This is a genomic window from Streptomyces sp. NPDC048516, from assembly GCF_043199875.1.
Lineage (GTDB): Bacteria > Actinomycetota > Actinomycetes > Streptomycetales > Streptomycetaceae > Streptomyces.
Window position 1 is genome coordinate 20,082 of the sequence record NZ_JBICWS010000037.1, and the last position, 13,766, is coordinate 33,847.

Below are 13,766 nucleotides of genomic sequence, written 5' to 3' on the forward strand. Positions count from 1 at the left end.
GTCCGGACTCCGACACGACCCGTCAGCGCGGGCAGTTGGCGACCTTGTCCGGCAGCTTTCCCCCGACCAGATACCTGTCGACGGCTCGGTCGGTGCACGTGGACGGATTCTCCGAGGGGGCGTAAGCCGCGTGCCCATGGCCCTTGCGTACCAGCAGCGAGCTGTGGGCCAACTGCCGGTGCACCGCTTGCGCGTTGGCCAGCGGAGTCTGCGTATCGTCGGTGTAGGACACCAGCAGCACCGGCGGCGCCCCGGATGCCTTGACCGGCTCGGCCGCACCGGTGGGAGCGACCGGCCACGTCGCGCAGTCGATCATCTGCCAGGCGAAGGAACGCCCGAACAGCGGCGACTGCTTGGCGAACGCGTCGGCGGTGTCGAGCATCGCCTTGGGGGACTTCGGCGCGGACGGGGAGTCCAGGCACAGCACCGCCGGCATGCTCGAGGACTCGTCTTCCTCGGCTTGCTCCTCCTGTGGCGTCGGCTTCTCACCACCGCTCCCGCCGGCCGTCTCCTTGTCGAAGCGCTCGAAAGCGGTCCCGTCCCCGTGCAGGGCGGCGACCAGCGCCTTGGTCAGCGGCTTCCAGCTCGCTTCGTCCGTCACCGCCGTGTTCAGGTACATGGACAGAGCGTCGTCGGTGAATTCCTCGCCGTCGGCCCCTCGCAGTGGCTTCCGCTCCAGCTTCTTGGCGAACCCGGTGACCCTCCGCACAATCTCACCGGATGTGGCTCCCAGACGGTCGTCCCCGCGCGCGACGAGATCTCGGGCGTAGCGACGCATCGCGTCATCGGAGGTCTTGACGTCGCGGCGGGCAACCTGCTGCATGTCGGCCGCGGGGTTGACGACACTGTCGAGCACCATCCGGCCCACCTTGTCGGGAAACAGCTTCATGTACTGCTGGCCGAGGAAGGTGCCGTAGGAGAAGCCGGTGTAATTCAACTTGGCATCGCCCAGGACCGTACGCAGCACATCCAGGTCGCGCGCGACGCTCACGCTGTCCATGTGCGCGAAAACAGCACCACTCGCCCTCTGGCAGGCCTGGCCGCGCTTGGTCGCATCGGCGAACACCTTCTCGGCCTGCGCCTCGGTACGCGGCGGGTTCTCGGGCTGCTGCGGCACGCCGTCGGGGCACTTGATCTGCCCGGAACCGGCCATGCCCCGAGGGTCGAAGCCGACGAGGTCGTAGCGGCCGCGGGCCTGGGTGCCGGCCCGCCAGTTTCCGTCGGCCACGTCAGCCGCGCCGCCCGCGCCGGGTCCGCCGGGGTTGTAGAGCAGTGACCCCAGCCGGTGGCTGTGGTCCTTTGCCCGCACCCGCGACACCCGGAGTTTGACGGTCTTCCCGTCCGGGGCGGCGTAGTCCACGGGCACCTTCACCCAGCCGCACTCCGCGCCGGGTACGGCCTTGGGGGTGACGTCCGCGCCACAGGCCGTCCACTGGATCTTCTGCTGCGTGAAGCGCGCGGGCAGCACCGGGGCGGATGTGTTCCTGCCCTTGGCGCTGCCGGGCTGGGACGCCGCGGCGCCGCCGACAGCGCAGACCGTCACCACCAATGTGGTGCCGGCCAGCACACCGGCCGTCAAGGCCATGGACTTGCGGGGGATGGGCATCGCCGTTCTCGCTCTCTCGCTGGTCCCGGGAAGGATGCGCACAGGCGTCACGGCCGCGCTATCGGCCCCGTCACAATTGGGCACGGGGCATACGCAGTGTCAACGGGGGGCCACGCATCGCCATCGCCCGGGGTGACACCAGCCACTCCGGATCACCTGGTGGATGCAACACTCCACTCAGCGTGTTCCTCAGCGCGGCGACAATTACCGCCTTGTCCCTTGTATCCGTCCTATCTCTCGGCTCCCTCGGCTCCCTCAGCTCCCTCAGCTCCCTCAGCTCCCTCAGCTCCCTCGGGTGCCTGGAGGTGCCATCGATGCCCACCGGGGCGCCCCGGCGGCGGTCACCCGGTGCAGCAGGCGCGGCAGATCTCCGTAGCCGTCGGGCGCGTAGTGCTGGGTGCTGCGGTTGCCGAAGAGGACGAGGTCACCCGTCTCGGGGGGCACACGGACCACCGGGTGGGCGGCGCGGTACGTGCGCGAGACGAACTGCTCGCGGCGCTGGGCCGCCTTGCCGGTCTTCGGGGCGGCGTAGACGTAGGCGTTGGTGTGCACCCGCCCGCAGCTTGTCCGCGAGCTCGCGCAGCGGCTCGGGCAGGTCCCGGTAGGCCCCGGCCGAGTTGGCGATCAGGTCACGGGCCGAGCGGACCGGAAGACGTCCACCATCGCAGCCGTACGCAGCCCCTTGCCGTTCTGGCTGGGCCCAGCAGGAGGGGCCGGAGGTCATCGCCGAGCTGACGCGCCGCGCGCTTGACTATCTGCGTATCGATGAGCCGTGAAGAGGCTGTAGTCCCGCGCAGCCCGGAGCGCGGCGTCAGCTGCCCCGCCGGTCGGGCCGAGCGTGCCACGACCAGCAAGAACCAGGTCAGGCCCAAGTCAGACCCAAGTCAGGCCCAAGTCAGGCCCAGGGCAGACCCAAGTCCGCCAAGGGCCATGAGTACGGTCTCGCAGAAAGCCTTCCCTCTCCATCACCACGACGACCCATGTGCGGGCCTTCTCCACCACGTCCGGAGTACCGAGCGTCAACAGTGCTTCCCCGGCCGGATCCCGGGCATCAGTGACATCGGCCAGGTGAGACGCCGCCCCCTCGGGTGACAAGGGATGGGGGTGCGGGTCATTGCCGAGATGGGCCGCGATCCGGTAGGTCAGGGTGACGCGTGACGCTCTTCTTCAGCGCCCTGGCGAAGTCGGCGTAGGTCGACAGGCGGCGCTCCTCCCAACGGGCCGCCTGCTCGCGACGGAAGCGGGCTTGATCGCCGGGCATGCTCGCCAAGTACGACCCAAGGGCGCCGATCACCACGCCGATCAGGGCGGGGAGCTGTTGTATGAACGCCGACATGACCCCACGGTATATCGCGGGTACAGACCTGACTTGGCGTTGCGTCACTTCGCAAGTCCTCAGCAGCCGGCCAGTTGGCACGATAGCCACACATCCGGGCGCTCTCGTGGCAAAGTGACCCGCATGTCCCTTTCCCCACGTCGACGACGAAGACACTTCTCCGCCGCACTCCTCCTGAGCGCCGCGATACCCCTCACCGCCTGCGGCCAGCAGCGCATCGCGGCCGACGCACCCAGCGCATCAACCACCGCATCCACCGATGCATCCCCCGGCGCCGGCCCCTCCGCGCCCGCTGCCACGCCATCCGGCGCCACCCCGTCGTCCCCCTACGTGGAGCCCGGAGCGCACGACGGAGCCCCGCACTACAACGAGAACAACGCCGGCCGCCAGCCCCGCGACATGTCCCCCGCCAGTGAGAGGGACGCCCAACGGGAAGCCCACCGCATCGACCCTGTCCTCAAACGCCTGTGGACGCAGAGGAAGTGGGACCCCAAGACCGTTCGCTCGGCGATGCTCGCGCTCGGCTACAAAGAACAACGCACCGACGCCACAGGCAAGCGACTCGACGCATACCTTGAGGTGCGTGAGATGGAACGCCGCTTCGAGACCGACCACTACGTCACCCCCGAAGGCGCCCAGATCGGCCTCTACATCCACAAAGACGCCTGCGTCACCGCATTCGTACAGAAGACGAACTATCAAGTGCAGGTCAACGGGCCTTACATGGAAACCGGCTGCTTCGCGCCACCCTTCGCCCACTGACCAGCAGCGCCCTCGACCGGCAGCCAGCAAGCAGCAACCGGCCACCGGCCACAGCAGGCCGGCCTGGACAGACGCAGACGCCGGCACCTGACCCCTCGGAGGCGACAGCGCCCCGCCCAGAGCGAGCGGAGCACCATCATGTGGCGGCCAGGTCGGCCCAGGCGATCCGTGACCACTGCCACGCCGTGCTGCTCCTGATCCTGCGCCGACACCCTCGGTGGAATCTTCCCAGCACACGCCTGCCGCCCCCGGAGGCAGCAGGCGACAGACGGTAGATGGTAGACGGCAGACGGCAGACGGCAGACGGCAGACGCAGACGGCAGACGGCAGCGAAACGGATCTCGATTCCCTATCGGTCCGCCGCCGCCCAGACCGCCTGAGGGCCGGGGGCTCGCTCCGGCCCTCAGGCCCGACAGTGGCCGGGCTCGCGCACTCCTCCCCCAGCTCGGGGGATTTTTCCTCTTGTCCCGAATTGGGTGGTTGCGTGTATTGTCCGCAGAGGCAGTTCCCGCACGCGATGGAACTGGGAGACGTAATGAAGAAGATCATCGCGATAGCGTTCATCACTGCACTGTTCGGCGCCGGGAGCGCCGGCATCGCCTCCGCGGCCACCGCGTCGCCGGGGCCTCCCCCACCAGGCCGTGACACCGTCACCACGACGTTCCACTGTCCCGCCCCGCACGGCACCTTCACGATCACGGCAGACCCGTGGGTGATGGGCCAGTATGAGTGGTATTACGGTGAGCACGGCTGCACGTACAACCCGTAGCAACGGCCGTCGACAGGCCGGCGGTGCCACCCAGCAGGCCGGGCAGAGGTGCGGCCGCGGCACCCAGCAGAACTGGGCGCCACCGAGCTGCAGCACGTCAGCAGGTCAGCAGCCTGCCGAGTGCCGGTTCGGTGGGGCTAGCCCCACCACCGACCCGGGGGTGGGGCGGATGGTCGCCGTCCCTGCCGGCAGGAAGGCTTGGGGCATGGGACAACACAAGCACAGGTCTGCTCTCGCCGCCTTACTCCTTTCGCTCGGCGCGGTGGTCGCTGCCGCTCCCCCGTCCTCGGCACGGTCGCCGGTGCCCGCCCTGGAACGCGATGCGCACCCGCTGCGCACCACCGACCCCCGGGGGAACCTGGACGATCTGCGTCCGGTCGGCCGCATGGTGAAGGGCGCCCGGGTGGTGGGTCTGGGCGAGGCCACTCACAGCTCCCATGAATTCTTCGCCATGAAGCACCGGGTCTTCCGTTACCTCGTCGAGGAGAAGGGTTTCCGCAGCTTCGCCCTGGAGGGAAGCTGGAGCACCGGATTGCGGCTCAACGACTATGTGCTGCACGGCAAGGGTGACCCGCGGCGGATCATGCACGAGGAGTTCCAGAACAGCTACTCCTGGTGGAACAACTCCGACTACCTGAACCTGCTGCGATGGATGCGGAGTTACAACCGTCTGCATCCACACGATCCGGTGCAGTTCATGGGCGATGACTTCGGGTACGCCGGCCCGGAGCTCTACGACAAGGTGACCGCCTATGTGGCCAAGGCCCACCCGTCGTTGCTGCCGCGCTTTGCCGAGCTCTATCGCGGCTTGCGGCCCACCACCACCGTAGACGCCCATATGAATGCATATCAGAAACGGCCGCTGGCCGAACGCAAGGAGATCGCCCGCAGAACCGGACGCGCGCTGGACCTGCTCAAACGGCAGCGGCCCGGCGCGGGAACCGACAGGGAGGCGGACGCCTGGGCCGTACAGCACGCCACCGCTATCGACCAGACGGCCAGGGGGTACGCCTTTGACTTCGACGAGCCGCGACAGAGCGCGGCGGGCATGCGCTACCGCGATGCGGTCATGGCGGACAACGTGGCCTGGTGGCAGAGGCACACCGGAGACAAGGTCATGTTGTCGGCCCATGACGCGCACGTGGCCCTGCAGACCCCTGACCCGGAGCACTACCCCAAGATGCAAGGCAGCTTTCTTCGCGACAAGTTGGGCGCACGCTACGTGAGCATCAGCACGACCTTCGACCGGGGGTCGTTCCATGCCACCGGAGACGACGGAAAAGTGCGGACCTACACGGTGGGTCCCGCGAAGCCGGGCAGTAATGAGTACACCCTCGACCGGGTACGCCACCGCGACTACGTCCTGGACCTGCGAACCGCCCCGCCCGCGGCCCGCGCCTGGCTGGCCACGGCCCGCCCCACCAAGAGCATCGGCACGGCCTATCCCGGTCCCGGTGTGGAGTACCCGATCGCGCTCGCGCGGTCGCACGACGTCCTGGTCCATCTGCACGAGGTCGGCGCCGCCCGGCTGCTGGCCACCCCGTCACCCGGCGGAAGGTGAGCCTCCGGCATCCGCTGCGGTGGACCGGGCGGGGCGGTCACCAGGTCGGTGAACAGGGCGACAGGCGGCCACCGGTGGCACGGCCAGAGGGCGGCGGGCAGAGGCACGGCGAGTGGCGCAGGAGCATGTCGCCGCGATCGAAGAGCGTGAGCGGAGCCGGAATTGAGCGGAGCGGAGCGGGACGGGAGCGCAGCGGAGCAGGACGGGAGCCGGAGCGGGACGGGAGCCGCAGCGGGCCCGTACGCGCAAGGACCTGTGCAGGCAAGGGGCCGGCCCGCCGAAGTGTCGGCGAGCCGGCCCGGCCCGGCCCGGAAGCGCTCAGTCAGGCCCGAGCAGACCGCTCATGTGCCGGAGCACCTTCGCGCAGCCGGAGGCCGAGCCGCCGCTCCGGCCCGCCGTGCGGCGGCTCCGGTCATCGTGCGGTCCCTTCCCCCGGTACGCCGCCGGGAGGCGGGCAGTTCTCGGTGATCTTGTACTTGAGCGCCCGGGGGTAGTCATGCCGCCCGAGCTGCACCCGTACGACGACCGGGCCCTGGTTGACCGTGTCGGTGGGCTCGGCGATCCGCTGGAGCAGGGTGGCGAGTTCGTTGTGCGTGCGGACGGTGAAGCCGTTCATCGGGTGCTTGGCGGAGCCGAAGACCTCCGCAAGCTTCTCGTACCGCCAGGGGTGCAGTTCGTTGTAGAACTCGGCGCCGTCGGAGGGCGGTGTCCCCTCCCGGTAGTAACAGGGTTGGACGAGCATCTGCTCGATGCCGTAGAAGCCCTCGTTGTCCAGGACGAAGACCACCGGCCGCAGACCGTGCCGTGCGTGGGTGGACATCTCCTGGCACGTCTCCTGGAAGGAGCCGTCGCCGACGAAGACCAGCGGTCGCTTGTCCGCCTGGCGCCGGCCGAGCGCCACGCCGGTGGCCGCGCCGACCGAGTAGCCGATGGACAGCCAGCTGTTCTGCGCCACGTACGAGGCGCGCTCCGCCATTCGCAGATTCATCGAGCCGATCAGCGCGAACGCCGCGTCGCACACCACCGTGAACGGGTTGGTGCGCTCGCCCCGGGACTCGCTGGTCTGCGCTTCGAGGAAGGCGTTGAGGTGCCGGAAGAGGCTGTCGTACGTCAGGTTCTGCGGGTACGGGCCGCCGGTCTGGGAGTCCAGGTAGGCGGCGGTGCTGCCGGGGACATCCAGGCCCTCGTCATGCGCGCGGGTGAAGTAGTCCGCCTCGAAGGCACCGCTTCCGAACTCGGTGACCAGACGTTCCCGTAGCGCGGGAATGAATTGGGCGAGCTGCACATCGGGGAAGTACGAAGCGCCGACGTGCACACCGTCGTGGGCGGCGACCGTCCAGTCGTCGCCGATCGACCGTGCACCGCCGAGGTTCTTCGAGGTCGCCCACGTGCCCAGTCCGATGCGGCAGCCCGCATTGTTGAAGACCTCGGCCACCTCCGGGCTGCTGGCCTTGCCGTTGTAGACGCCGGAGAAGCCCGGGGTGTACTCGGAGACCACGGACTTGGCGCCGACGGTGGTGCAGAACGGGATGCGGGTTTCGCGCACCAGCTTTTCGAACTCGTCGGACAGCCGGAAGCGGTCGATCTCCTCGCCGGCCCACAGGATCGGGTTGCGGTGGTGCCGCACCAGCTCCATGCACGCCGTGACCGCCTCGTCGAGCATGCGCTGGTTCTTGGCGGTGACGGGCCGCTCCCGCCGCGTCAGCCGGCCCTGGGGTGCGGGGCACCGCGCCCCCCAGACGTCGTCCATGACCTCCAGATAGACCGGCCGGCGGTGGGAGAGGCATGCGGTGATCGCACTGTCGATCTGGGTGGGGGCCAGGCCCGGGTTGGAGATCGCCTGGGCGTCCACCGTCACCTGGCGGTACACCTCCAGGTTGCTCTCGGGCCGCTGGGACATGTGCGAGGTGAGCAGGCCGATCGCCCGCTGATTGAGCCACTGCTCGTAGGACGGCGCGGCGTTGATGGCGATCAGCGGTACGTACTCGGCGAAGCCGCCGCCGATCGCATTGAGCAGGTTGAACGCGCCCACGCTGTAGGTGACCGCGACCGCGCCGATACCCTGCTCGCCGAGTTCGATCTGCGCGTCGGCGGACTTCACCCGCGCATACCCGTCGGCGGCCTGGCCCGCGCCGCCCTCGGTCGGGGTGCCCACCCAGCGCACCGTGGTCTTCTCGTGCAAGGTCGACAGGAACGGGCCCAGATGGTCGCCCGGAACGCCGAACAGATGAGTGATGCCGAGCTGTTCCAGCCTGATGGCCAGGTACTCGGCGACGGTGCAGGTCGGTGCGGTGGTCATGAGGTCACCACGTCCTCTCGCGACGGGGCCGATCGTGTGGCGCCTGCCCGGCGCTCTCGGGGGGCCGCGGTCGGCGCGGCAGCGGCGCTCTCGTACGCCGCGGAAGACTCGTGAACCGTGAGGGCGGCGCGTACGGCCGTCTCCACCGCGCCTTCGATCCAGGCGTGTTTGAGCGACACATGCTCACCGGCGAAGTGCACAGGCCCCTCGGCCCGGACCGCGTCGAGGTGGAAGCTGGTCATCTGATGTGGGGTGTAGACGGCCGCCTCACCACAGGCGTACGGGTCGCGCAGCCAGCTCTGGGTCTGGCCGGCACCGGTGTAGAAGACCTCGATCCGGCGGCCGTGCACCGACTGGAGGTTGAGCAGGGCGTAGCTGTAGCGCTCGGCGTCCTCGAAGGAGTCCCAGCGGGCCGCGTCGTCCGACCAGGAGTAGCCGGCCAGTACCACGCCTCCCTTGCTGCCGGGAACGGGGTGCGAGGGGTAGTACATGAAGCGGTTGGGGTTGTCGGTGGTGGAACCACCACCGACGGCCTGGGTGGCCGGCCGCACGCCACCGCGCAGCGAGGAATTTCGGTAGTACTCCACCTGCTCCTGGCTGATCCGCTTCTCGTCCACGCTCGGATGGGCGCCGAGCAGGCCGGTGGGCAGATTCCGCACGTTCTGCGGCACGGACACCGCGGCCTCGGCGTCGTCCTCGCCCCACTGCTGGTAGTACTCGTACAGACCGGGTGCGATGGCGTCCAGCTCCCGCTTCCAGTCCGCCTCGGTGAACTCCCACCAGCGGCAGGAGAATTCCAGGAGCACCTTGGTGGCCTGGTCGTAGTGCGTCTCGATGACGGCGCGGCGCTTCTTGTAGGAGAACGGCGGGGTCACGGTGGTGAACCGCAGGCTGGAGAACGGGATGGTGACGATCGCCAGGTCGCCGGTCCAGGTCTGCGGTTCTCCGTACGGATCGCCCTCCGGCACGGTCTGGATGGCGACGGCGGGGCCGCCCGGCCCGGCGAGTCCGCCCTGGTGGCCGTCGCGGCCCGGATCGTAGTACTCCAGCCGGACCATCCGCTGGCCCATCACGATCTGGTCCCGCAGATTCTTGGCGAGTGCTTCCGGAAGCTGCCGGCTGCCGCCCTCGATCTCCCAGTACGTGGCGGCGGGGTCGATGTCGCTGCGGCCCAGGAAGCTGTGGAAGAACGCGAGGTGCAGCCGCGAGGTCATGTTCTCGATCGTGCCGATCGCCTCGATGGCCTCATCGCTGAACCCGGCGTACTCGCGCAGGAAACGGCCCATCGAATAGCCGTCGAAGTCCCGGATGACCTCGGCCCAGCCGGCCAGCCACTCCTGGAAGGGCTTGTTGACCCGGGTCCCGTCGCTCTGCAGCACGGAGTAGTAGTCGCGCACCGGCTCCAGTGCCTGGTGGACCATCTCGGCGACGGGCAGCCGCGATTCGCAGCCGGTGAGGTGGAAGCCCTCATTGATTGCGGACGGGTCCTTGGCGTACTGGGCACGCCGTACCTGCGTGCGATTGGTGCGGATCCAGGTGTTGTTGCGCTTGTCCGGGGCCCGGAACTCGGGACTGGGGGCACCGTTCGTCCAGACCTTGCCGTCCTTGAACGACTTGTAGATCACCGGCGGTAGCGGGGCGCTCTGGTTGCCGGTCGCCGGATCGATGTCGACGTTGAAGAACAGCCGTCGCTTCAGGCCGAGTTTGTCGATCAGCGCCAGGGTCAGCGGATGGAAACTGGGCAGGCGCATCGCCCCGGCCTCCGCGTACTGGGCGGGGTCGGTGAAGGGCGGCGGCTCGCCCTTCTTGGCGTGGAAGGTCTTGATCCGGCCACCGACCCGGTTGGCATTGGCCTCCAGAATCGTCACATCGTGCCCGGCGCGGGTCAGCAGTTCACCGGCGACCAGGCCGGCGATGCCTGCTCCGACGATCAGGATGCGCTTGGGGACGACGGCCGGCTCCAGCCCGTTGTCGATCAGTACGTCGAGATAGCGCAGCTTGAGGTCTTCATTGGCCGGCTCGGGGCCGACGAGCAGTAGTTCACGGGCGAGCTGCTGATACGTCTTCTCGGTGGCGCGCTCGGCTCCGGTGTGCTCACGGGGGAGGCCATGGCGGGTGTCGTTCATGACGGTGCCTCGATGGTGGTCACTGTTCTCCTTCAGTGGGCTTCTGGTGCTTCGGGTGCTTCGGGTGCTTCCGGGGTTCCGGGGTTCCGGGGTTCCGGCGTGCCGGGGTTCCGGGGTTCCGGCGTGCCGGCGTGCCGGTGTTTCCGGTGTTTCCGGTGTTTCCGGTGTTTCCGGTGTTTCCGGTGTTTCCGGTGTTTGCGGTGTGCCGGAGCGTCGAGGGACTTCACGCACAAGCGCATCCAGCTCCTGACACGTGGACTTGGTAATGGACGTGGAAAGGGAACAAGGGCACGCCGAGGCAGCCGGCGCACGGCTGGTGGCGGCTGGTGGCGGCTTGTGGCGCCAGCCCAGCACCGAATGAACCACCTCGCAGAAGCACAGGCGTCAAACGGAGCACCAGGTCACTCGAAACGGCGAGTTCGCTTCGAAATCGGTGTATGACGTGGCGCGGCGACCATGTCGCGGAGGCGAGGGCCCGCTGCTCGCCGGATCCCCTGCCGGCAGCGGGCGCACGCGAAGGGAAAGGAGCCACCGGGCGGTCATCACCCCAGGTCAGAAGCCTTCAGCAGTCACACGTCAGACCGGTTTGGTACCAGCAGCCATACGGTCCGATACGGAGCACCCCCGGCCCCGATGCGCGGTCCGAGAGACCGGTCCGTGAGGCCGAGTGGCGAGACCGGGTGGCGAGACCCGGTGGCGAGACTTGGGACGTCGACCGAGTGGTCGGCCGAGTGGTCGGCCGAGTGGTCGGCCGAGTGGTCGGCCGGTGGTCTCTCCGCGTTCGGCGTATCGCTCGACGTGACCGACGAGGCGAGCGTGGCTGAACGCCGCCAGGTGATCGAGGACAGCGCCGGCCGTCTCGACGTGCTTGTCAACAACGCCGGGATCACCGGCAGTGCGCCGCAAATGCCCCCACGGTCAGCGTGACAACGGTACGGGCTCCGCGACACGAACATCCTGGTCAACGGTCACGCCCCCGCAACACACATCAATGCGCCTCAAAAAGAACCTGTGACGAGCGCGAAGAAGGCCAAGCGAGCAGTCGACTTCAGCGTTTCGCTCGATCGGGCGGCTGCCGAGGTGGCCTTTCTCGGGCTTGCCGCCCCCATCTGCGGCTACGGACGCTACGTCCGCCTCCCCGTAGAGGACATGGCCCTTAAACTCCGGTCATGTACGAGAACGGGGCGGACGCGCGGACGCTGTTCCGGGCACTGCATGATCACAACGGTCCCGATGCGCACGAGGCGGCCTCGGTGCCGTGGCTGGAACACGCCGGAGACGAATACCGCGGGTGGCTGGCGCGGGCCGCCTTCCCCGATGGCTGGTGGACCGGCAAGGCGGCGATGGGCGGGGGCAGGCCCCTGATCCGAGAGCTCTACGCCCTCAGCCGTGTGAGCGATGTCCTGCTCCTGGGGTTCCAGTCTGCCGGTGACATTGCCGGTACCACTTCGTCCGGACCGTCCCGGCCGGGCCGTCGTCTGGACTGGCCGGGGGTCTCCCGGTCCGAGTACGTCGACTTCTTCGCCAGGCTGGGCATGACGGCGTTCGACGACGAGGATGCGGCGGTGGGCGTATTCGACCCGTTCTTCCATGAGATCGTCGAGGTCGAGCAAGCCGACGACCCCGACGCCCCGATCCGGATCACGCGGGTCGTGTGGCCAGGGCTGATGCTTGGCGACCTGCTCTTCAGCCGGGCGGGGGTCCGCGTGCTGGCCGGGAGGAACCACGCCCAGCACGGCGTCGCCGACCGCTTCCCGCTGTACTGGACCTTCCGGCGCAACTACCGGCCCACGGTGGATGAATCCCATGGATGGGGTTCCCAGTCGCAGTGGGCCACCGACTTCCGCCTCGACTACCGCACGTCAACGGCCCAGCGGCTCAATGTCGCCGGCGACGCGGATATCGACGCTCCGCAGGCCCTCAGCGAAGATGCGGCACAGTTGACCATCGGCGAACGACGTGAACTCCTGCGTCACCGTTGCCTTTTGCGGGCGCCCGACGCCGCCGGCGCCCTTGCCGGGACACCGGGCTGGGAGAAGGAACTCAGCCCGTTCGCCTGGCGGCTGCCCGGCTCGGACACCGGCGTCACGGTAGGCGCAGAGCACCGCGGGTGAACCGTGCCGTCGATGCGGTGTCGGCGAACTCTCCTGCCGGCCTTCCCACCAGCGCCCCGCCCCACAGCTCGCCGGCTCCAGGCAGGGCCCACTGACAACGGCGTCGCGGCGCCGGGCACCCCGCTGAAGACGGCGCGGAAATCGCGTCAACCGCTATCCGGCATGCCGGCTACGTCTGCGTCGTGTCGGCAATGGCGATGGCGTCCTGGAGCCCGCCCAGCAAGGCGTCCAGTGCGAGGTCGAAGCGGGCCTGGTGGTCGGCCGGCGTGCCGAGTCCGCCCGCGACCGCTGCGGACAGGGTGGGGAACGCAGTGAGGTCGAGGGCGTCGTCGGAGGGCTGCTCGGGGTGCCCTGGAGTGTCAGCTGCTTCGGCGAGGCAGTGCCCGATCACCAGTGTGGTGACGGAGTTGACGAGCCGCATGGCCTCGACTGGTGGGACTTGACATCTCAGGTCAGCGCGACGGGTGCGCGCATGTTGTTCTTCCGCAAGCCCTTAGAGTCCGCGGAGTCCGCCCCGCCGTTGAAGCTGCGCGGAGAGGTGGTGTTGCAGGGACTGACCGACCGCCGCGAGGTCGTGGACGGAGGTGAGGGTGTCCGCGTCGGTGAGGGTGTAGCGGCGGCGGGTGGCGGTGACCTCCTTGGCAGTGGGGGTGACAGCCACCTCGTGGGTGGAGAGGTCGACCGTACCGTCGTCGGCGCGGCCGACCGAGATCTCCGCGATCCCGGTGGGCTGGGTGATCAATGCCTCCACCCGGCCCTCAGGCTGCAGCCGCCACCAGCCGCTCTCCCTGGCCGACGGGCGCAGCGGGGTGCCGTCCGCGTCGAGCAGCCAGGCACGCGCCTCGTAGTGGAGGAAGGGACGCCCGTCATGGCTGAAGGTGACCTCCTGCGCGTAGGTGAACTCCTCGTCGAGCGTCGGGTACCCGCCACGGCCCCGACCGGCCCAGGTGCCCAGGAGCCCGAGCACCGGGGCGAGCAGGGCGTGCGGCGCAGGTGCTTCGTCCGGTCGAAGGGCGTCGGGATACGGGGGCTGCTGCGCGTGGTCGAACATGAGGGGTGCTCCTGGGCCGAGGCTGTCGAGGCTGGTGCCGGAGGCAGCCTAGTGATCTGGTTGTGAGTTGATTGGGCACCACGTGAGTCGCTTTCCGTACCAGTTCGCGGGTTTGGCTGACGGGTGCTGGTTGGCTTCGGTG

10 protein-coding genes and 2 pseudogenes are annotated in these 13,766 nt (G+C 68.7%); 5 read left to right on the forward strand and 7 right to left on the reverse strand.

From position 1 onward, the window contains the following. Positions 1 to 22: 22 nt before the first annotated feature. The 3 genes and pseudogenes from ACGFR7_RS36150 to ACGFR7_RS36160 form a co-directional block, all read right to left on the reverse strand. Positions 23 to 1,606: an alpha/beta hydrolase gene (locus tag ACGFR7_RS36150; protein ID WP_393327939.1), complete on the reverse strand. Its 1,584-nt coding sequence runs from the start codon at positions 1,604 to 1,606 to the stop codon at positions 23 to 25. A 70-nt stretch (positions 1,607 to 1,676) separates the two neighbouring features. Next, positions 1,677 to 2,258, reverse strand: a pseudogene (locus ACGFR7_RS36155) (TauD/TfdA dioxygenase family protein); the annotation flags it as partial. Between the two features lie 266 nt (positions 2,259 to 2,524). Further along, positions 2,525 to 2,942, reverse strand: a pseudogene (locus tag ACGFR7_RS36160) (hypothetical protein); the annotation flags it as partial. 123 nt (positions 2,943 to 3,065) lie between these two features. On the opposite strand from ACGFR7_RS36160, the gene ACGFR7_RS36165 reads away from it, so the two are divergent. The 3 genes from ACGFR7_RS36165 to ACGFR7_RS36175 all read left to right on the forward strand — a co-directional run bounded on the left by ACGFR7_RS36165 (position 3,066) and on the right by ACGFR7_RS36175 (position 6,034). Beyond that, the gene (locus tag ACGFR7_RS36165; protein ID WP_393327942.1) at positions 3,066 to 3,704 is read left to right on the forward strand and encodes a hypothetical protein; all 639 of its coding nucleotides are present in this window, start codon (positions 3,066 to 3,068) and stop codon (positions 3,702 to 3,704) included. Positions 3,705 to 4,239: 535 nt separating this feature from the next. After that, positions 4,240 to 4,473 carry a hypothetical protein gene (locus ACGFR7_RS36170; RefSeq protein ID WP_393327945.1) on the forward strand — a complete coding sequence of 78 codons (234 nt, stop codon included), beginning with the start codon at positions 4,240 to 4,242 and terminating at the stop codon, positions 4,471 to 4,473. Positions 4,474 to 4,678: 205 nt separating this feature from the next. Continuing rightward, positions 4,679 to 6,034 carry an erythromycin esterase family protein gene (locus tag ACGFR7_RS36175; protein WP_393327948.1) on the forward strand — a complete coding sequence of 452 codons (1,356 nt, stop codon included), beginning with the start codon at positions 4,679 to 4,681 and terminating at the stop codon, positions 6,032 to 6,034. A gap of 412 nt (positions 6,035 to 6,446) precedes the next feature. On the opposite strand, the gene ACGFR7_RS36180 is transcribed toward ACGFR7_RS36175, so the two are convergent. Together ACGFR7_RS36180 and ACGFR7_RS36185 are read right to left on the reverse strand one after the other, a co-directional pair. Then, positions 6,447 to 8,333 carry an alpha-keto acid decarboxylase family protein gene (locus tag ACGFR7_RS36180; protein WP_393327951.1) on the reverse strand — a complete coding sequence of 629 codons (1,887 nt, stop codon included), beginning with the start codon at positions 8,331 to 8,333 and terminating at the stop codon, positions 6,447 to 6,449. Then, the gene (locus ACGFR7_RS36185) at positions 8,330 to 10,459 is read right to left on the reverse strand and encodes an FAD-dependent oxidoreductase (RefSeq protein WP_393327954.1); all 2,130 of its coding nucleotides are present in this window, start codon (positions 10,457 to 10,459) and stop codon (positions 8,330 to 8,332) included. Before ACGFR7_RS36185 ends, ACGFR7_RS36180 begins: the two co-directional genes overlap by 4 nt. Positions 10,460 to 11,152: 693 nt before the next feature. Here ACGFR7_RS36185 and ACGFR7_RS36190 point away from each other — a divergent pair. Both ACGFR7_RS36190 and ACGFR7_RS36195 read left to right on the forward strand, forming a co-directional pair. Then, on the forward strand, positions 11,153 to 11,386 hold the full coding sequence (locus tag ACGFR7_RS36190) for an SDR family NAD(P)-dependent oxidoreductase (protein ID WP_393327957.1): 234 nt from the start codon (positions 11,153 to 11,155) through the stop codon (positions 11,384 to 11,386). Positions 11,387 to 11,628: 242 nt separating this feature from the next. After that, positions 11,629 to 12,573 (forward strand): hypothetical protein, encoded by a 945-nt coding sequence (locus ACGFR7_RS36195; protein ID WP_393327959.1) that lies wholly within the window; start codon positions 11,629 to 11,631, stop codon positions 12,571 to 12,573. A 169-nt stretch (positions 12,574 to 12,742) separates the two neighbouring features. Here ACGFR7_RS36195 and ACGFR7_RS36200 read toward each other — a convergent pair whose 3' ends face one another. Beyond that, positions 12,743 to 12,994, reverse strand: coding sequence for a TetR/AcrR family transcriptional regulator C-terminal domain-containing protein (locus tag ACGFR7_RS36200; RefSeq protein WP_393327962.1), 252 nt, complete (start codon positions 12,992 to 12,994; stop codon positions 12,743 to 12,745). 72 nt (positions 12,995 to 13,066) lie between these two features. Continuing rightward, positions 13,067 to 13,624, reverse strand: a complete 558-nt coding sequence (locus tag ACGFR7_RS36205) for an FABP family protein (RefSeq protein WP_393327965.1) — start codon at positions 13,622 to 13,624, stop codon at positions 13,067 to 13,069. Positions 13,625 to 13,766 lie beyond the last annotated feature (142 nt).